This is a genomic window from Methanosarcina sp. A14 (genome assembly GCF_001729375.1).
Lineage (GTDB): Archaea > Halobacteriota > Methanosarcinia > Methanosarcinales > Methanosarcinaceae > Methanosarcina > Methanosarcina barkeri.
In genome coordinates, this window is sequence record NZ_LZPK01000027.1 from 1 (window position 1) to 18,815 (window position 18,815).

The window sequence follows — 18,815 nt, forward strand, 5'->3', positions numbered from 1 at the left end:
ATTATTTCACAATACCAAAACAGAATTGAAACTTGCTTAACGTTTAACTTTTTGCGCCGTTTGCTGTTGTATCGTGTATATTGAACTTTCAAATGGTTTTGAATTTGCGAAATTATTTCAGGATATAACATAGGACTTACGTAGTTGAACTGAAGAATCAGCAGTATTAAACCGTTAAATGTCTAAAGCATGACTTTAATCCACAATCTTTGACGTAATTGATTTTGGTCCTCAAGTGCGTAAGTCCTATAACAGATATCATGCCGGATTAAATCCATAGAAACTTGTATCTTTTTTCGTCAGTACCTATTAATTATCTTGAACAGGCATCATCCCTCATTAGAAATCTTTATTCAACAAATATCCTGTTTGAAATGGTATCTCAATAGATCAATATTATAATCAAAAAGCTGTCTTGTAATCAAAAAGCTGTCATCTTCTTTTGCTCAGTTCTACAAGTCTTACACTAAAGAACTTCCAGGGGTTATAACAAGATTTGAGATGTGGAATCTTCATTTATATGGAGAGGGTCATGAGTTTTATATATAAAAAAGTAATACTCAAGACCATATTTCATTGAACCGCTATTTACTGTTAGGCTTATTGACCACATATAGAGACGAAAGCAATATGAAAACAGTAATATATAAAAATCAAGGTTTTAAAAAGAATCAGTTTCCTTTTTTCTTATGGGTAGAAAAGATCACGATTTATCATCCTAGGGCTTAACGCGTGAAACTTTTATTTCAAATTTTATCTTTGTGCAAATTTCTGGAACAAAAAGGTGAATATTATGTTTTCCAAGTCAGAGTTCAGAGAAGTAGTAAAGTCTATGGGTCTTGTTTTTGGAGATATTGGGACAAGCCCCATTTATACTTTGACCGTTATTTTCCTTCTAACAAGACCTACACACACTCACATCATAGGAGTTTTATCGTTAATTATCTGGACACTTATCGTACTTGTGACTATGGAATACGCCTGGCTTGCAATGAGTCTGGGTAAAAAAGGGGAAGGAGGTACAATAGTCTTAAAAGAAATACTCGTTCCTCTGCTCAAGTCAAGTAGGAATGTAGCTCTGGTCACATTGTTAGCTTATATAGGAACATCTTTCCTCATGGGAGATGGAGTAATTACCCCTGCAATAAGTATTCTGAGCGCAGTCGAGGGTTTGCGAATCATTCCTCAGTTCGAAAACATAGGTCAGGGAACTATTATACTTATTTCTGCCGTAATTGCAATAGCACTTTTTTCAGTTCAGAGCAAAGGAATAGAAAAAATTACATGGGTTTTTGGACCTATAATGGTTCTATGGTTTGCAGCTATCGGATTTTCAGGTGTCGCCTCTATTTTCTATACACCAGAAGTACTTAAAGCCATCAATCCTTATTATGCTATCAGGTTCCTTCTGGATAACGGGATTATAGGATTTTTTGTACTATCCGAAGTCATCCTGTGCGCTACAGGAGGTGAAGCATTATATGCTGATATGGGACACCTGGGAAGAGAGCCTATCTTAAAAGCCTGGAGATTCGTATTTGTAGCATTGGTTTTAAATTATCTCGGGCAGGGTGCATTTCTTATCCGAAACCCGGGTTCGACAAATTTTTTGTATCAGATGATAAACCAGCAGGCAAACATTTTTTATATTCCGTTCCTCCTCCTGAGCATCGTAGCTACAATTATCGCTTCTCAGGCTATGATAAGTAGCATGTTCTCTATAGTATATCAGGGAATAACAACCCGGATAATTCCAATGCTGAAGATTGATTACACCTCCGGGGTATTTAAGTCCCAAATCTACATAAGTACCGTAAACTGGTTACTCCTCGTTGCTGTATTATTTATGATGCTTATATTCAGAGAATCGAACAGACTTGCAGCTGCATACGGCCTGGCAGTTACAGGAACCATGTCTATTACGGGCATAATGATGACTTCGATATTTTATCACAGAAAAAACATAACCAAAGCTATTATTTCGCTATTTATAACGTTTATTGATGTAGTGTTCCTTCTCTCAAATAGCTATAAAATCCCTCACGGAGGTTACTGGTCAGTCATCATAGCACTTTTCATCCTCTCTCTTATACTTATATACACGTCGGGACAAAAGAAGCTGTATAAGTTGATGAAGCTAATGAAGTCCAAAGATTTTCTTGAAAAATACAGGCAGGTCTATGCTACTCAAAATAAAATTATGGGGACTGCCCTCTTCTTTACACGCGACATTGAAAGAATTCCCCAGTATATTTCCCATGTAATGTTTAAAAACAACATCATTTACGAAAACAACATTTTTATTTCCATTATCAAGTCAGACAGTCCTTTCGGAATAGAAACCTCGTTCACAAAAGAACCGGCAAAAGGGTTAAAAATTTTGGAGATACGAGCAGGATATATGGAGATTGTTGATGTTGAAAAGATCCTTAAAGACCAGGGCATTGGTGAAAAAACCATCTTCTACGGAGTAGAAGATATCTTTACCAATAATATAATCTGGAGAATCTTTTCCATAATTAAAAAAGTATCGCCTTCCTTTGTCCAGTTTTACAAGCTCCCTACTGATGAACTGCATGGGGTTATGACAAGGTTCGAAATGTAAAAAAGGATTAAAAACTGACATATACATTTCTGGCCTTCAACCTGGATTTAAGACGAAAATACATCCGCATGAAATTAGGGTAGTGATCAGAAACCTTAGTTTCATGATTCTCTTTTTTTCTCGTGATCACACATTGCATTGCAGCAACTGAAGATAGATCCTTGTCTATTATAAGGCCGGAAGCCGAAGTGTCAATACGAGCAAACTTTTGGTAAACGCAGGCTACACAAACGTCAATAATATAGAGGGTGGGAATCATCCTAGATAGACGCAGGATATCTGGTTGTAAGCAGTTTTGTGAAGGAGTTTGAATGTGCAAGATAACTCAACCAAAAATGCTCATAACAAAAGTCAACACCAAACTCGGTTGCCTTAAAAAAGAGAAGAGTCTTAAAGTTATAGAAAAAGTCGACTATTTACGGTTTTTATCGAGAAAATAGAAGTTAACGCAGGCTGAATTTTGGAGAGCAAAATGACCTGCTCCATGAATCCACAAGCCATCTTAAAGGCCTCATATGATTCGTGGCTTATGCAGTTGCCTGTGGAACAGGCAACTTTTGATTTTTGTACACTCAGAATTATAAAACTGTTCTCATAAGTAATTTTATAAGTTCTGTTTGGCATATTTTCATATGCTTATAATATTTTTATATAGGTTGCATATTTTTACATACGTTGCATATTTTTACATACGTTGCATATTTTTACATACGTTGCATATTTTTACATACGTTGCATATTTTTATATTAACGTCTTTTTAAGATAAATGCCGCTACTAATACGAATACCAGGCTCGTCAGTCTAAATCCAGGTAAGGATTCTTCTACAGGATACGATTTTGTTTCGACCTTTATAGGTAGATTAAGCGTATAATCTTCGGCATTTTCAGTATCTTCCCCAAAATAATAAACCACCCTTCCCTCAACATTAAAGTCTCCAGGCTGGTTGGTTTCAATCCTTACTTCAATGTCCCTGCCCTGTCCGGGTTCAAGCTCGTAGGTTGTCGTATACTGTCCTGCACCAGACTGGACAAACTCCGAGGAAGAGACGCTCATTCCTGAAGGTGGAATTATTATGACCTGGACGTGCATGACAGGTTTTGTGATAAGATTAACGGCTGAAAGCTTGAGCAGAATGTCTTCTCCAGAAACAACCCTAGTCTTTTCACCGTGAAGATTGACACTTGCAGAGGGCGGTGCAGCAGATTTTGAATTTTCAGTTGATCCTGAACTTTCCAAAGCCTCTTTTTTTACAGGTTCGTGTTGTACATATGTGTTATTCTCTACTATAGTGTACTCTGAATGTTCGATATGATACGAATTTCCTGTGCGATGCGAAGAATCGTTCTCTATATCCTCTGCGACTCCTATATCTCCTGAAGTTTGATTTTCAGTACCTTCGGTTCCGACATCCTCATCCACTGAAGACTGATTTTCCGGGTTATCGGAGGACACGGTTTCGTTATTTTCCGAGTAATTTGTTTCGGTTGCCTCGATTGATTTCACTCTTGTATCTTTTGAAGAATTTGTTTCGGTTTCATCATCAGGTTCTATTTCCGTATTTTCCGAGAGATTTGTTTCGGTCTCTTCATCAGATGTTATCTCCGTATTTTTAGTGGGCTGAGTTCCTTCGCTTTCGGACTCATTATTTTCTGAGCTTTGCATGTCTGCATTTTCAGAGGATTTTAACTGCTCATCGGAGTCTTGAACCTCCTCTAAAGACTGCTTTTCTTCTGAAACCTCTGTTTTATTCTCGTAAGAATTTGCCGAAATATCAGATGACGCACATACACATGAAATGTTACTTACCAGGAAACAACCAATCAAGAGATAAACTATTAGAGTTTTTAAAATAGCCCTCTCAGACATTCTATCACCTTTTTTGGGCTTGCCGTCTGTAAATATCCGGTATAAGCTTAAATGAAAGGTTTCTCTGGATTACGGATGCCTTTCTTAACTACAAAAATTTAAAAAAGGAAAAATGTATGTATTTTCCCCGCAATCGCGTTTAAACGCTTTTTTAACCTGATTTTACTTCCTTTTAATAGCATAAACTCCTAAAAGGCCTATAGCTGCAATTAATATTCCAAATCCGGGAGCGCTAAATGAACCCTGTCCTTCAGCTTTTACTCCTCCAGTCTCTTTGGTTTCGGTATCTCCATTATCATCAGAACTGGGAGCTTCTTCGGGATTTTCGGAAGCTTCATTGACTTCAAAGGGATGGCTGAGTGAAATAGGGTTGTAACTGTCTTTATTGTCTCCAGGCCAGTAGAGACCACTGAAATGTACCGTATAGGAGCCTACTTTATCTCCTTTGAGATCAATAGAAATTGTTCGAGCGCTTCCTGGGGGCACTGAAAATGTTCCGTAAGCTGTACCTGCTGCACCGGTCTGAGCAAAATCCTGTCCATATACATGAATTCCAGAGGGTACGCTAATCCTTGCATCCACATTCAGAGTCACATCATTGAGGGATGGATTATCAACATAGAGTTCAACAAGGCCATCTTCGTCTTTGGTTATGACATCATTAACCGGCCTCAATACAACAGTCGGTCCCACCCTGAACTTCTGTTCAGCCACAGGAGTTTCTGCCGCAGGTTCATTCTGGTTTATGGACTCATTCTGGCTTATGTTGCATGTCTGATTTTGTGATGCGGATTGATTAGTAGATTTATTGACACATTCGTTGGTCTTTAAAACCTTTGATGCCGTTTCATTTACTACTGGGTTATCGGCTGCACCGGCAACAGTAATTGAGAGTACAGCCCCAAAAATAAAAATCGACATAAATAGCATGAGCAAATATTTTTTCAATTTTGATACCTCCTTTCAGGGGTATTAAATTACCTGTACAATAGCTTTTTGAAATAATTTTTTTTAAAATTCTCATTGTTGATTTTTACAGAGAAAAGTTTACTTTAAATCAATATTTTCCAGCACGTAATGAGCATCTTTGTTTAATTTATTTTCGGATTTTTTTGAGAATATCCTAAATATCCCATGCACATTTCACAGTAATGGCAGATGATAAATGTGATTTAATGTGACAGTATTTTAAGTATGTACCTTTTCCCAAGAGATTTACAGTTTTGTAGTCATTTTTTTCTGCAGTATTTGTACACCTGGCTCCCTGCGTTTCTGTGAATATTTATCTCATACACAGATGCAAACATTCAAATAAAATTTAGTTAAAATTTCAAACCACAAATTATATCTATATAAAATAATGTGATTGATTAATCAAAATTTTATGACTGAAGCATATAAATTGAAAACCGAATGACTTGATCCTGGCTTTATATGCCGTTCCTGGTGATAAACGATTCCTACGTTATCATGTCTTCAGGTCTTGGTTTTTAGCCTTATGGACTTGCTTTTTACTGTTTTACGCTACCACAATTTGAAGTCAAAACTGAAAATTAGCCCGCCTGGCTTTACAAAAATATGGATTCTCGAGTCTAGAACCTAACTCGGGAATCTTACAAAGGTGAGAAGATGAAGACCCAAGTAGCACCATTAACGATCAACACTGAAAATAAAACCGAGACCCTATTTACTCAATCAGATAAACTGGGGGTTTTTTTCCATAATCCTGCTTTGTTCCAAGTACCGGGTATGTACTCTCCCTTAGTGAAAAGCAATAGGGTTGGCCTTGTTTGCGGCGATGTGGCAGAGTATAAGCTTAAGATAAAGGTTGGATCCAAAGAATATGACTACATTGTACTCACCAACTATGTAAAAGAAAAGAGCGTCTGGAGCACAGCTCAAAATAAAAATTTAATAATCCTGCCCGGGCAGGCTTTGACTGAAAGTTTCTATTCCGATATGGCAATATACTATGCTCAGCTAGGATACAGTACATATATTCTGGATCGAAGAGAGACAAATGTTCCGGTAAATGAGACCGATTTCAGTTACATGAAAAACTGGACCATTGACAATTACCTGAATGATACATACAACGGCATCGCTGTGTCGAAAATTCATACAGCTTTCCTGAGTGATAAAGCGGCAGAGGAGATCGAAGTTACGGCAATTGGCCACAGTCATGGAGCTTTGATCCTTACCGCTTACGGAGCTAGCAAATACCAAAACCTTGTTTTAGGTTCGGTTAGCAGAATGGTACCTGTTGATATCATTATTAAGTACGAGCCTAAACATTCGGAGTTAATAAGAGCTCAGGCACAGGAATTTGATACTATCTCCAGATGTTTGGAAAACAGGGTCTATAACGGCAGCAATATGGCTTTCATGATGCAGATAGCCAGTATGGCTTTAACCGATCCTGACCGAGAATCTGTTTTTCAACCTGACCTTACAAACATACAATTTTTCCGGCTTATAGCTACTCAGACTCATACATTCAATGCATATCCCTATACTCCGAATTATCACTACTGGAGCGGAGATCTGGACGGCCTTTACTATGTTGATGAAAACAGGTTACTTAACTTGACCTTAACCGGAGGGGCTGTTCCTTACGCACCTAAGCATCTGGATCTTTATATGGCCGGACTGATGGGAAATGTGAAAGGCTATAAGATTGACTTTTCAAGAATAAGCTCACCTGTTCTTTATATAGGGCTTGGGGGAGGTTTCAGTGACTACGGTTCCTGGTGGTACAAAAACGAAGTCGGAAAAATAAATGATAAGGTTACTTCCATAAGCTGGAAGAACCAGGGTCACGGTAGCATAGCCCTTGATTATAATTCTCGTGATTTATGGGTAATTATACACAACTGGATAATGAGTAATTAGTTCTGAAAAATAAGAAACATTAGTTCTGAAAAATAAAAACCTGGAAGGAAAAAATCTGGAAAAAATATTCAATGTCTTAATAGCTTACCGACTCAAAACTAGCAGGGTTTATAAAAAAATTAGATATAAATGAAATTAAGGGTATTGGTAAAAGAGGGGAAAAGAGGGAGATAAAATTAATGGAGAACATGTTCAGATTTGCGGATGAACTTGGGCCATTTAAGATCATCCATGTTTACGAACCGTCTGCTGACCTGAAAGCGGTTCTTGTCGTGGACAATATAGCACGAGGGCCTGCTATTGGAGGGGTCAGGATGGCCCCGGATATAAGTACTGAAGAATGTTTCAGGCTGGCAAGAACCATGACCCTTAAGAATGCGGCTGCAGATCTTCCTCATGGGGGCGGTAAGGTTGTCATCTACGGGGATCCGCGAATGCCGCAGGAAAAGAAAAGCCAGATGCTTAGAGCACTTGCCAGTGCCCTCAGGTATGAGGAAGAATATATCTTCGCCCCTGACATGGGAACAGACGAAATCTGCATGGCCTGCATAAAAGATGAGATCGGAAGGGTGGTAGGCCTTCCCTGCGAGGTTGGAGGAATTCCTCTGGATGAAGTAGGAGCCACAGGTTGGGGGCTTGCGCAGGCTACCGAAGTGGCATTGCAGTACTGTGACTTCGAGCTGAAGGATGCCCGCGTGGTTGTTCAGGGCTTCGGAGCAGTTGGGAGACATGCTGCTCGCTTCCTTACACAGAGAGGAGCGATTATCGTAGGAGCCGCTGACTCCAGAGGTACGGTTTATGATCCCTATGGTCTTGATGTGGATACCCTGATCATGCTTAAGAAAGAAGGAAAAAGTGTGATTGAATACCCTGGAGGAAAAAAGCTTGACAGTAATGCCGTTATTGCCATTCCCTGCGATATCTGGATTCCAGCAGCCCGTCCGGACGTGATCAACGAGAATAATGTTCATCTTTTGGACGCTAAACTGATTATTGAGGGAGCAAACATTCCGATCACAGGAAAAGCTGAAAAAATCCTCTACGAGGCAGGTATTCTCTACATCCCGGATTTTATCGCAAACGCAGGCGGCGTGATCTGTGCTGCTGCAGAGTATCAGGGAGCCACACAGTACGCAGCTTTCGGGTCAATTGAAGAAAAAGTTAGAAAAAACACGGCTCAGATACTGGAAACTGCAAAAAAGAAAGGAATCCTCCCAAGGGAAGCTGCAGTCCAGCTTGCCGTAAAACGAGTTAAGCAAGCTATGGCGTACAGGCGCTGGTCGATCTTTTCTTCGGCGCCGGGCTTTGTGTAACCTGCCGGATTTGTGTAAGCTTTATGTGAGATTCCAATTTATCACTCCTTACTTTTTAAGTTAGTTAGTTAGGGTTTCTGAACTCCAGGTTATTCAGGATTTCTGAACCTCAGATCAATTTTCAGTTTATTTTCCCTCCGCACAGTACCACTGCCGCCCTGACCGCGCTCTCCGGGGTAAAAAAGACCGGCATTCCAATAGCTATAAAAGCCGAAGCCATTTCCCTGCTGAATCTTCCACCCGGTGAACATATTAGGACTGGTTTTGCACAATTACTGGCAAAAGCTCTGATTTTTTCCGCGACCCCTTTGGAAAGAAGAGGCGGACCCCATAGCAGGCTCACTATTGCAAGGTCATATTCTTCACCAAAAGCTTCCTGTAGAGCATCAACGTAGTGTTCGTCCTTTACGCTGCCTGTCAGATCAACAGGATTTCTTACGGAAGCAAAAGTAGGGAGTTTCTTCCTCAGTTTGCTAACAGCTTCTATGGAAATATCAGGAACCCTGAGCCCAGCCTCTTCACAGGCATCAGCGATGGAAATTCCAATCCCTCCTCCGTCAGTTATTATGAGGACCCTTTTCCCTTTTACCAGCGGATACCTGTTCAGGACTTTGCAGGCGTCTTTTAATGCTTCATAGCTCTCAACTTCTATTATACCTGCTTTTCTGAAAGCGGCTTCATAAGCCTCATATCTCCCGCTGACAGCCCCTGTATGAGAACTCGCGGCTTTTGCGCCTGGCTCCCGTTTTCCGACTTTGAGAGCCACTACCGGCTTCTTTTGCACACATCTGGAAGCAGCAGCAAGGAACCTGCGTCCGTTTTCAACATCCTCAATATAAAGAGCAACGGCTTTTGTTGCTTCGTCTCCTGCCAGGAATTCAAGGCAGTCACTTTCGTCCACATCCACTTTATTTCCATAACTTACTACCCGTGCAACCCCTGCTCCCTCGTTTGCCATTTCGTCCATAATCATAGCGGCAAAAGAGCCACTCTGAGTAAGTACCGAAACCCCACCTTTTGAAGGTCTTTCGACCTTATCGCTGCTTATAAAAAATGTATCCACTTTTGAAGCTGTATCGTAGATCCCAAGGCAATTCGGCCCCATAGCCCGGATCTTTTTAGTTTTTAAAATCTCTTTCAGGCGGACTTCCATTTCCTTTTCTTCAGGTCCAATTTCCCTAAAACCTGAACTGACAATTATTGCTCCTTTTATATTTTCCACAGGGCCATTGAGGATTTCAAGGACAGTAGAAGCTGGAACTGCAAAAATTGCAATGTCTATTTTGTCCTTTATCTCGTTCGAAGCCGGATAACATTTAAGCCCCCTGATTTCCTGGTAACCCGGATTTATGGGATATATATTTCCCTGAAACCCCATTTTCAGGAGGTTTTCCAGGATTGTGCAGGAAAGTTTTTCAGGGTTTGGTGAGGCCCCTATCAGAGCTATGCTTTCAGGCTTGAAGAAAAAGTCAATTTGTTCTTCAGTGGTCATTAATGGCCTTCCGAATTATATTCAGATTATATTCAGATTATATTCAGATTATATTTTAGAGCTTAAATATTTACACATAACAAACTCCGATTTTATAAAACAGAAAAGAAGCAAAATCTGGAAAAATTTGATTGGATAAAGAGAAGCTCATTACAAAACCTTTAAAGGACATTTAAAGGACATTTAGAGGACATTTAACTGCTACAAGCATAGATAAACTGGACGAGTGGAGGTCCCACTGCCTTTGTCAATGCCCTTGTTTTTTCTCGCATATTTACGTTTTAGGATTCTCGTTACTTAGTTACGGTTTAGTGCTCACAGTACATGCAAATAGCCTTTTCGCATTCTTCATTCTGGAATTTCCACTTCAGCCCCCAGCGTTTAATTTCCTGTATTATTTTCACGAAATCCATTCCGCTTTCGGTCAGGTAATACTCAGATTTAGGAGGATTTGTGGAATGATCAACCTTCTTTTCAATCATGCCTTCAGTTTCCAGCTCTGTCAGTCTTTCAGAGAGAATTTTGGGTGTTATGTAGCCGAGTTTCCTTTTGAGCTCATTAAAGCGCTTTTCCCTTTTTTCCCCCTTGTACAGCTCCAGAAGGATATGAATTGTCCATCTTTTCCCTATGATATTCATGGTCTTGTAGACTGTGCAGTCTTTCATAGTATAAACATAGAAACTGTCAAATATATAAATTAATATCTCTAATATACTAGTATTAAAAGAATATTAGTATATAACATATTTTATAAAACAAAATTGTATTAATTTCCTGTAAAAGTTTTCCTGTATCTGGCAAAACATAAAAGTGGATCTATACTCAAGAGACGGAACTCGAGAGTGGGATGCGGGCTATATTGTCAGAACTGCCGGAAAATTAACCCGATCGGAAATTTGCAAAGTATGGAGAGTGTGATAACCATGAAAGACAACTTACCGGAAAAAGGTGCAATCGTTCAGAGAGACCGTGAAACCTATGCAATCGCCCCTCATATCCCAGGAGGAATTGCGGACCCTAACACCCTCAGGAAGATAGCCGACGTTGCAGAAAAATATGGAGCTGCTGCCCTTAAGATGACTTCTGCCCAGAGGATTGCAATCGTGGGTCTAAAGGAGGAAGACCTTGATAATGCATGGGCTGATCTGGACATGAAACCCGGCGCAGCTGTAGGGCTTTGCGTAAGAAGTGTAAAGTTCTGTCCCGGGACTACTTTCTGCAAGCAAGGAAAACAGGATGCTGTAGGTCTAGGTCTTAAACTGGATGAAAAATACCACGGAATGTCGATGCCTTCCAAGTTCAAGATGGCAGTTTCCGGTTGTCCGAACTCTTGCTCTGAGCCTGCAATTAAGGACATAGGGGTAATGGGTACTGCTAAAGGATATACCCTGATGGTAGGAGGTGCTGCAGCTGCAAGTCCAAGACTTGCCGAGGTTGTTGCAAAAAACCTGTCAGAAGAGGAAGTTCTTGACACAATCGATAGAATTGTTACTTTCTATAAAAGCTCTGGCACGAAAAAGAGGCTTGGAAAGTTCATTGAAGGCATGGGACTTGAGAGTTTTAAATCCCAGGTAGGCCTGTAAAACCAGATAAGTTTGCATGTGTCATTTACAGCTCTTAAATTGCTTTATTCAGCATTGAGTGCTTTCGGATCTGTTCCCATTCAAAATGTTTCCCCTGTAAACTCTTAACCAAATCTTAAACCAAGACAAATCCAGAGTTTCAGGGATTGAAATTCATAACACTTTTCAAAGTAGTGGGAAAACTTATACCGACCAGGCATATATGGGACGGATATCATAATAACATATACTATAATAACATATACTATAGATGGATATCAGAATGGCATACATGATAGACGGATTTAGAATAATATATACTATAGACGGATATCAGAATGACATACATGATAAACGGATTCAGAGTAACATATATAATATAAAGCGTAATCAAAAACATCCGAACGATTCTCATAAACCTGGTCGGTATAATACTAAGGCACGGTGTTAAGGCATAATGCTAGGTCAAAGCATAATGCCGAAAAATAAAAAAATATGGTCAAAAGGGGAGAATTAATGAAAGTTACCGAGATGAAATCCTCACCTGAAAAACCGAACCCTCACAATGTGAGTGTCCGGATGCTCTACAATACCGAACACGCCCAGGCGGTACATATAGAGCTTAAGCCAGGGGAAGCTTTAAAAAAGCATATGACTCCCACAGATGTCTTTTTCTACATTCTTGAAGGAAAAGGTATTGTTGAAATTGGCGATGAACAACAGGAAGTTAGCCGGGATATGCTGATTGAGAGCCCTGCAAGAATTCCCCATCGTCTTCTGAATCCGGGAGATGGGATTTTCAGGGTACTGGTCGTAAAGGCACCAAGACAAACCGAAGCTACACGTATGCTCTAAATGTAAAGCAAATGTAAGAACGGCTGTCGAAATGGTTCAAAGCGAGGCATAAATGGAAGAAAACGCAAAACCTACAAAAATAGCGGTTGTGCGCTGTGAAATTGTCTCGGAAACCTGTCCGGGAGTAGGCTGCTTTAAAGCTTTCAACGAAAGAAAGTCACACTTTGAGGCCTACAATGAAAACACTCAGATGATAGCCTTTTTCACGTGTGGAGGCTGTTCGGGCAGAAGAGTGTACCGTCTGGTAAATACCCTCAAAAAGTATGGCCTTGATGCTGTACACCTCAGCTCCTGTATGCTTATGGAAGACACTTATTCTAAGTGCCCTAACCTTGATAATATAAAAAAGACGATTCAGGATGCAGGAATAAAGATTGTGGAAGGTACTCATCACTGAAGATAAGTTACTATTGAAGATAGTTAACTATTGAAAATAACTTACTATTGAAGACAATTCACTATTGAAGACAATTCACTATAAAAGATAAGTTACTATTGAAGATAGTTCACTATTGAAGATAGTTCACTATTGAAAATAACTTACTATTGAAGATAAGTTACTATTGAAGACAAATCACTAGTGAAGACAAATCACCACCAAAGACAACTTTTGATAAAAAGATTTATAGGCAAGAAGTACGTCAAAAGTCGAGCAGATAAACGCGCAAATGAGGGAAATCGGTCTAGAGGGAAATATGTTTACAGAAGAAAACAAGGCAATAGTTCGCCGATTTTTTGAAAAAGGCCCTTCTAAAGGAAATATAAGTGCTGCTGACGAGTTACTATCACCTGACTTTGCTATACATATTCCTTTTCTTTCTTCTACGGGAGTCGAGGGAATAAATGAACTAATCACTGCATGTAGGGCAGCCTTAGAACACCTAAATGTTACAGTTGAGGATATGATTGCAAAGGATAATGCCGTTACTGCGCGTTTTACAGATCGCAGTGTACCAGAGGTAGTTTCATGGGATTCCCGGCTACAGACAAGCTGATAACCATGAATGGAATAGAGATTTTCCGTATTAAGGACGGTAAGACTCATGAGTTGTGGAGTGAAGCTAATCTTCTTGGTCTGACGCAATAGCTAGGGATTGTTTCCGCACCTGGAAACGAGAGTTAAACTTTATCAGGTGCACGGTATCGTTTTTATGTTTCTTGCATTTAAAATTCTATGATAAAAATTGTATTAAAATTCTATGATGAAAATATAACTTATGAATAAACTAGGGTAATAAAATGAGCCATGATATAACTCGAGACAGGAATATTGAAGAAGATGAAAATTACGAAGGTGCGGACCTTGAGCTTCGTGACATTCCCCTTCCAAACACGGACAATATTCTGTATTCGATATTAAATTCCTTAAACCATAATATTGCAAACTTTTATGCTTACACGAAGTTCAAAGACTATATATCTGAAAAGACCCTGGATATGGAACTGCTCCAGAGAAGCATGAGCATCCACAGGGATTTTTCAGCTCTGTTCCTGCACACAAAAGAAGAGCTGGTACTTGTTTATCCTGATTTTCTGGAAAAAGCTGAAAAGCTGTTGTTCAAAGGAGATACAGGCACGGACTTTATAAATTATACTCGCAAACTGTGCAAATTAATAGGCGACTATAAGAAAATACTGTACAGAGAAGGATATTTGCCGGACCTTTGAATGTAACTCTTGCTCAACGCCATCTTATTCTGAAATTTCACTGCGTTGGGCAATTAAAATATATTTTTAGTTTGAATATATTGAGGGGAGTTGGTTAAATGGTAAAACGAATGATAGTAAAAATTGACGAAAAGAAATGCACAGGCCACGGAAAATATGTTGCATTCTGTGCCGAAGGTGCTATTAAAATCATTAACTGAAAAGCAAAGGTCGTATCCGAGGAAAACTCTGTGACGGTATGGGGATTCTGTCTTGGCATCTTGTCCCGAAGGCGCAATCTCAGTCGAAGAAAGACATACCGTCGAATTGAACCGGGAAAGAGCAGAAACTCAACCCAGGAAAAAAGGTATCTTCATCCACTGCTTCACCTGCGGGGCAGGCGAAGACACCAGCTATCTCCTCCCACTCAAGCACAACATGCAGTATGAGTATGTACCGCTGCTTTCCTAAACTGATTCAAGGCTAATCCAGTTCAATTAATCCAGTTCAATTTTAGAATCAAGCCCCCTTCTATGGAACTCCTCATGTTTTTCTGGACCTATTATTTCAGTTTCTGCAGCTTCAAAGGACTCCAGCAAATATTTCTGGTTAGCCTGTGAGAGGCAGGCATCTGCTATCGGGTACAGGATTCATTTTCCGGATTTGGAAGTTATTTTTCAAAAAACTTTTAAGATATCAGGAATTGAATTCTGTATGCAAAAGAAAAGGCTTCTTCAAGACATAGGGCTGAGTGCTTATGAAGCAGCTACATATCTTTCTCTCTTGAAACTCGGGATCTCCGGAGCAAATCACATCGGCAGGGACGCTGATGTACCCTATGGAAAGATATATACCGTTCTTGAATCGCTGGCAGGAAAAGGTTTTGTAGAAGTCCAGACTTCAAGACCTAAAAAGTTCAGGGCAGTTGATCCTGAAATAGCATTAGATCTCTTTTTTGAAAAGCGAAAATCCGAGTTTGAAAAAGAAATAAAGGTCTTAAAGGGCTTTGTTCAAGAAGCAAAACAAGTTCTGAAAACTATGCCGGTTCAGAAACGAAAAGACGAGGTTTTCTGGACGACTGCTATAACCGAGTCCGAAATCAGGAAGTTTGCCGTTTCCATCTATGGAGAAGTAAAAAAGTCTATAGATATAATTCCTCCTGCCTTTGGAATGCCTATCATTTCTAGCCTGCTGCCTGAGATATCAAAAGCTATTGACCGCGGGGTTAAAATCAAGCTGCTGGGATCTCATCGTTTTACAGCTCTTTCTTCTATGCTTTCACTGCTGGGAGAAGATAGTTTCGGTAAATTCAAAAAAGGCATAGAAATAAGGCTTGTTCAGAACTTTAATTCCTGTTTCGGTATTGTTGATGACAGTATTGTGGTGCTATTTCAGCTCCATCCCCTGGACAATGACCGCGTCCTTTCGGTTGTGAAAATCTGGGATGCGGGGCTTGCAAAAAATCTGGGTAAGGAATTCGAACTCCTCTGGAATGAGGGAGAAGAGTTTGATCTTGAAAAAGCTGCTGAAAGGTAAGTTTTCCGTCGTCAAGGACCAAAATATCTTCACCGATCTGAAGTGAAAAATCAACCACGGAAATCGCGGAAAACACAGAATAAAGGAAATTGGTAAAGGAAATGACAAAGGAAATTGGTAAAGGAAATGACAAAGGAAATTGGTAAAGGAAATGACAAAGGAAATTGGTAAAGGAAATGACAAAGGAAATTGAGGCACAATTCTTCCATACTTTCCGTGTCTTCCATGGTTATAAAGTAAGTGCTTAAGTTAGAGACTACGAATTCTCAGGAATAGATAAATAACATATATACAGATAATATTATACGAATATACAAATAATCAGTTGAATTATAGTGGGGGTTAACAGCCATGGGAGAACATGGGGAAGGAAGTCATGAAAGACATCACGAAGAGCACGGAGAGTTTGAACACGAAGAGTTACTGAAAAGTATGAGCGAGAAGCTGGGTTTTACCCCGCACATTCTTGAGATCCTTGGAGAACTTGACAGTGAATCCCTTAAAAAATATAGCAGATGCGACAAAAAATTACTGTCAGATGGCGCTCTACCTGCAAAGGTGAAAATCCTTATCGCCCTTGCTGTTGTTGCATCCAAGCAGTGTGAAAGGTGTACGGTTGTGCAGATGCAGAGTGCACTCAAGAATGGAGCTACCAAAGAAGAAATAATGGAAGTTATGGATGTTATATTCATAACCTCAGGGGCACCTGCCGTAGCAGCTTGCAGGGATGCTTTAAAACTGCTAAAATAAGATGTCTTTAATTTTATAGAATTTATATTTTTAATTCTATAAAGACTTTCTAGATGCCTGTAAGCCTGGATCTAACAGTTCAGACTTAATTATGGTATTTATAAGACAGAAAAACTGTAGAATTCTCTAGCAACATATTTAAATTTTTTGTATTAAATTTTTTCAAATTCATTTAGTTTAAGACGCTCTTGCGAAGAATCCATTCTTAATTCCTCGGTTTTTTAGTCTTGTATTTTGGAATTTTCCTTCTTCCACCCTGATAATTTTCTGTCCGAGCAATGGAAGCAAGCGAATGATGGAAGAAGTCAAATGATGAAGGCAGTCGAATGATGGAAGAAGTCAAATGCAAAATTTTTCATCCTTCAGGCAGGATTTTGTCAAGTATCTCCAGCTACTGCAGTTACGCAGAGTTTCCATATTTTCCAGATTAATTGTTTGGATTGCATCACTTTGATTTCCAGCACCTCACCAATCTCCCCGAAACATCCTGTAGTTTCTGCGGCTTTTTACACGCGTCCGTTTTCTCCCTGCACAATCTGTAGTAGGAACAGCCTGAAAAACCATCAGGCAGCTCTCCAAACTCTTCCGGCACCACAACTTCAAGCGACATATACTGTGCTGCATTCAGAAGAGCACGCGTATAAGGATGCAGAGGCCGGTCAAACACATCCTTCCCCTCCTCCACAATCTCACCTGCATACATCACCAGTACTCGGTCCGAAACAGCCTTCGCTGCCTCCAAGTCGTGCGTAATAAACACCAAACTGAGACCGCGTCTTTTCTGAATCTCTTTGAGCATCGTCACAATAAACGCCTGCACCGACACATCAAGCATCGAGGTCGCTTCGTCACAGACCAGCAACTCAGGCTTCAGAGCAAGCGCCCTGGCAATTACTACCCTTTGCAGTTCCCCTCCTGACAGCTCATGCGGGTATCGTATCTTGTGCTCCGCAGAAAGCCCTACCTCTGCAAACAGAGCATCTACATTTACCAAAATTTCTTCTTGGGAAAAAACTCCACAAATCATTAATGGCTCGGCAACCGACCGTTCAACTGTCCATCTCGGATCAACCACATCATCTGGGTTCTGGGGAATCAGCTGGATTTTTCCCATAAACTTCCGGAGATTCTTCCAGCTCATTCCAGTAAGCTTCGTCCCGTTGAAAAACACTTTCCCTGAAAGCGGCTCAAGTTGTTGGACAAGCATCTTTGCAAGTGTTGACTTTCCACATCCCGACTCCCCGACAATAGCCACCGTCTCGCCCGAACAAACCTCAAGATCAACGCCGCAAACGGCTGTTTTTTTGACGGTTTTGATCAGTCCTGATGTGTAAACGTAATGCAGGTTCTCTGCCTTAAGCATACAGCCAGCACCTCACACATCTTCCGTTAATATCCACAATCGGCGGATTCTTCAGGCACCTGTCCGTTTTATGCGGGCATCGAGAATGAAATCTGCAGCCTTCAGGCACTTCAATCATCGAAGGCGACGAGCCTGGGATCGGGTGCATACCGCGCTCAGGCACTGCGTCCAGAAGCGCTTTTGAATACGGGTGCAGAGGGTCTTTGAAAAACGCATCCTTTCCTGCAATCTCTATAATCTGCCCGCAGTAATTTACCGCGATTCTGTCTGACATCGCCCGGGCAAAACCTACATCATGCGTAATTAAAAGAAACGCACAGCCGTCCGAGGCAACTTTCTGAAATATTGCTGCAATATTGCGCTTCTTAAGCACATCAATGCCTTTTGTTGGTTCATCAGCAATAATAAGTTCAGGATCTGCAGCCGTTCCCATTGCAACCATTGCCCTCTGCAACATTCCACCACTGTACTGAAACGGGTACTCCTTTCCCCTCACTTCAGGAGGGATGATGTCAAAATACTTCAGAGCCCGAAATGTCCTGGCCTTTGCATCCTCTTTGCTCATTCCAAGATGTGCCTGCATCGGCTCTGCAATCTGAGTGCCAACCCTCATTCCGGGGTTCATTGCAAGATATGGGTTCTGGGCAATTGATGCAACTATTTTGCCGCGGACTTTCTGCATTTCCTTATCGGAAAGTGCTGAGATTTCCGTACCGTCAAGTTCCACTTTCCCGGAAAACACCGCATTTGGAGGAAGCAGCCGCATTATTGCCTGGCCAAGAATTGATTTACCGCTACCTGACTCCCCAATCAGTGAAAATATCTCGTGTTTGTTAATCGAAAACGTCGCATCATCAACCGCATGAACTGCTCCCTGCCCGGTTGGGATTGCTACAGAAACGCCGGATACTTTCAGCAATAAATCAGGCAT

General features: G+C 40.5%; 18 protein-coding genes. 12 read left to right on the plus strand and 6 right to left on the minus strand.

The features are described from left to right. Positions 1–793: 793 nt before the first annotated feature. Entirely contained in the window at positions 794–2,605 is a 1,812-nt protein-coding gene (locus A9239_RS01570; protein ID WP_048119324.1) for a KUP/HAK/KT family potassium transporter, read from the plus strand. 747 nt (positions 2,606–3,352) lie between these two features. Here the strand turns inward: A9239_RS01570 and A9239_RS01575 are convergent. Further along, positions 3,353–4,474, minus strand: coding sequence for a hypothetical protein (locus A9239_RS01575; protein WP_048154861.1), 1,122 nt, complete (start codon positions 4,472–4,474; stop codon positions 3,353–3,355). Between the two features lie 162 nt (positions 4,475–4,636). Beyond that, a complete protein-coding gene (locus tag A9239_RS01580; RefSeq protein ID WP_048154858.1) occupies positions 4,637–5,422 on the minus strand; it encodes a PGF-CTERM sorting domain-containing protein in 786 nt (261 codons plus the stop codon). 681 nt (positions 5,423–6,103) lie between these two features. Here A9239_RS01580 and A9239_RS01585 point away from each other — a divergent pair. Further along, on the plus strand, positions 6,104–7,366 hold the full coding sequence (locus tag A9239_RS01585; RefSeq protein ID WP_048154855.1) for a hypothetical protein: 1,263 nt from the start codon (positions 6,104–6,106) through the stop codon (positions 7,364–7,366). A 179-nt stretch (positions 7,367–7,545) separates the two neighbouring features. Continuing rightward, on the plus strand, positions 7,546–8,679 hold the full coding sequence (locus A9239_RS01590; RefSeq protein ID WP_230669052.1) for a Glu/Leu/Phe/Val dehydrogenase: 1,134 nt from the start codon (positions 7,546–7,548) through the stop codon (positions 8,677–8,679). Positions 8,680–8,800: 121 nt separating this feature from the next. Here A9239_RS01590 and A9239_RS01595 read toward each other — a convergent pair whose 3' ends face one another. Next, positions 8,801–10,171: an acetate--CoA ligase family protein gene (locus A9239_RS01595; RefSeq protein WP_048154850.1), complete on the minus strand. Its 1,371-nt coding sequence runs from the start codon at positions 10,169–10,171 to the stop codon at positions 8,801–8,803. 308 nt (positions 10,172–10,479) lie between these two features. After that, on the minus strand, positions 10,480–10,836 hold the full coding sequence (locus A9239_RS01600; protein ID WP_048119338.1) for a helix-turn-helix domain-containing protein: 357 nt from the start codon (positions 10,834–10,836) through the stop codon (positions 10,480–10,482). A 258-nt stretch (positions 10,837–11,094) separates the two neighbouring features. On the opposite strand from A9239_RS01600, the gene A9239_RS01605 reads away from it, so the two are divergent. From A9239_RS01605 to A9239_RS01640, 9 genes are all read left to right on the plus strand, one after another. Further along, a complete protein-coding gene (locus A9239_RS01605) occupies positions 11,095–11,754 on the plus strand; it encodes an NAD(P)/FAD-dependent oxidoreductase (protein WP_048119340.1) in 660 nt (219 codons plus the stop codon). A gap of 495 nt (positions 11,755–12,249) precedes the next feature. Further along, positions 12,250–12,588, plus strand: a complete 339-nt coding sequence (locus tag A9239_RS01610; protein ID WP_048119342.1) for a cupin domain-containing protein — start codon at positions 12,250–12,252, stop codon at positions 12,586–12,588. Between the two features lie 52 nt (positions 12,589–12,640). Beyond that, positions 12,641–12,985 (plus strand): CGGC domain-containing protein, encoded by a 345-nt coding sequence (locus A9239_RS01615; RefSeq protein WP_048119345.1) that lies wholly within the window; start codon positions 12,641–12,643, stop codon positions 12,983–12,985. Positions 12,986–13,256: 271 nt separating this feature from the next. Continuing rightward, a complete protein-coding gene (locus A9239_RS01620) occupies positions 13,257–13,583 on the plus strand; it encodes an ester cyclase (protein WP_048119348.1) in 327 nt (108 codons plus the stop codon). A 5-nt stretch (positions 13,584–13,588) separates the two neighbouring features. Next, positions 13,589–13,675, plus strand: coding sequence for a hypothetical protein (locus A9239_RS20795; RefSeq protein ID WP_369815386.1), 87 nt, complete (start codon positions 13,589–13,591; stop codon positions 13,673–13,675). A gap of 152 nt (positions 13,676–13,827) precedes the next feature. Beyond that, a complete protein-coding gene (locus A9239_RS01625) occupies positions 13,828–14,256 on the plus strand; it encodes a hypothetical protein (protein WP_048119350.1) in 429 nt (142 codons plus the stop codon). A gap of 252 nt (positions 14,257–14,508) precedes the next feature. Then, the gene (locus A9239_RS20800) at positions 14,509–14,706 is read left to right on the plus strand and encodes a hypothetical protein (protein ID WP_329957107.1); all 198 of its coding nucleotides are present in this window, start codon (positions 14,509–14,511) and stop codon (positions 14,704–14,706) included. A gap of 243 nt (positions 14,707–14,949) precedes the next feature. Further along, positions 14,950–15,771: a TrmB family transcriptional regulator gene (locus tag A9239_RS01635; RefSeq protein ID WP_048123116.1), complete on the plus strand. Its 822-nt coding sequence runs from the start codon at positions 14,950–14,952 to the stop codon at positions 15,769–15,771. A 351-nt stretch (positions 15,772–16,122) separates the two neighbouring features. After that, positions 16,123–16,521, plus strand: a complete 399-nt coding sequence (locus A9239_RS01640) for a carboxymuconolactone decarboxylase family protein (RefSeq protein WP_011308572.1) — start codon at positions 16,123–16,125, stop codon at positions 16,519–16,521. Positions 16,522–16,966: 445 nt separating this feature from the next. Here A9239_RS01640 and A9239_RS01645 read toward each other — a convergent pair whose 3' ends face one another. Then, positions 16,967–17,884 carry an ABC transporter ATP-binding protein gene (locus A9239_RS01645; protein ID WP_048119352.1) on the minus strand — a complete coding sequence of 306 codons (918 nt, stop codon included), beginning with the start codon at positions 17,882–17,884 and terminating at the stop codon, positions 16,967–16,969. Next, entirely contained in the window at positions 17,877–18,815 is a 939-nt protein-coding gene (locus A9239_RS01650) for an ABC transporter ATP-binding protein (protein WP_080941516.1), read from the minus strand. The genes A9239_RS01645 and A9239_RS01650 overlap by 8 nt, the downstream gene beginning before the upstream one ends.

What these genes read in the sequence shown, in the direction of transcription:
- A9239_RS01650 (WP_080941516.1), bottom strand. Translation starts at nt 18,815, where the DNA reads ATGCCTGATTTATTGCTGAAAGTATCCGGCGTTTCTGTAGCAATCCCA.
- A9239_RS01640 (WP_011308572.1), top strand. Translation starts at nt 16,123, where the DNA reads ATGGGAGAACATGGGGAAGGAAGTCATGAAAGACATCACGAAGAGCAC.
- A9239_RS01635 (WP_048123116.1), top strand. Translation starts at nt 14,950, where the DNA reads ATGCAAAAGAAAAGGCTTCTTCAAGACATAGGGCTGAGTGCTTATGAA.
- A9239_RS01570 (WP_048119324.1), top strand. Translation starts at nt 794, where the DNA reads ATGTTTTCCAAGTCAGAGTTCAGAGAAGTAGTAAAGTCTATGGGTCTT.
- A9239_RS01590 (WP_230669052.1), top strand. Translation starts at nt 7,546, where the DNA reads ATGGAGAACATGTTCAGATTTGCGGATGAACTTGGGCCATTTAAGATC.
- A9239_RS01595 (WP_048154850.1), bottom strand. Translation starts at nt 10,171, where the DNA reads ATGACCACTGAAGAACAAATTGACTTTTTCTTCAAGCCTGAAAGCATA.
- A9239_RS01615 (WP_048119345.1), top strand. Translation starts at nt 12,641, where the DNA reads ATGGAAGAAAACGCAAAACCTACAAAAATAGCGGTTGTGCGCTGTGAA.
- A9239_RS01575 (WP_048154861.1), bottom strand. Translation starts at nt 4,474, where the DNA reads ATGTCTGAGAGGGCTATTTTAAAAACTCTAATAGTTTATCTCTTGATT.
- A9239_RS01625 (WP_048119350.1), top strand. Translation starts at nt 13,828, where the DNA reads ATGAGCCATGATATAACTCGAGACAGGAATATTGAAGAAGATGAAAAT.
- A9239_RS01605 (WP_048119340.1), top strand. Translation starts at nt 11,095, where the DNA reads ATGAAAGACAACTTACCGGAAAAAGGTGCAATCGTTCAGAGAGACCGT.
- A9239_RS20795 (WP_369815386.1), top strand. Translation starts at nt 13,589, where the DNA reads ATGAATGGAATAGAGATTTTCCGTATTAAGGACGGTAAGACTCATGAG.
- A9239_RS01585 (WP_048154855.1), top strand. Translation starts at nt 6,104, where the DNA reads ATGAAGACCCAAGTAGCACCATTAACGATCAACACTGAAAATAAAACC.
- A9239_RS01610 (WP_048119342.1), top strand. Translation starts at nt 12,250, where the DNA reads ATGAAAGTTACCGAGATGAAATCCTCACCTGAAAAACCGAACCCTCAC.
- A9239_RS01645 (WP_048119352.1), bottom strand. Translation starts at nt 17,884, where the DNA reads ATGCTTAAGGCAGAGAACCTGCATTACGTTTACACATCAGGACTGATC.
- A9239_RS01620 (WP_048119348.1), top strand. Translation starts at nt 13,257, where the DNA reads ATGAGGGAAATCGGTCTAGAGGGAAATATGTTTACAGAAGAAAACAAG.
- A9239_RS01600 (WP_048119338.1), bottom strand. Translation starts at nt 10,836, where the DNA reads ATGAAAGACTGCACAGTCTACAAGACCATGAATATCATAGGGAAAAGA.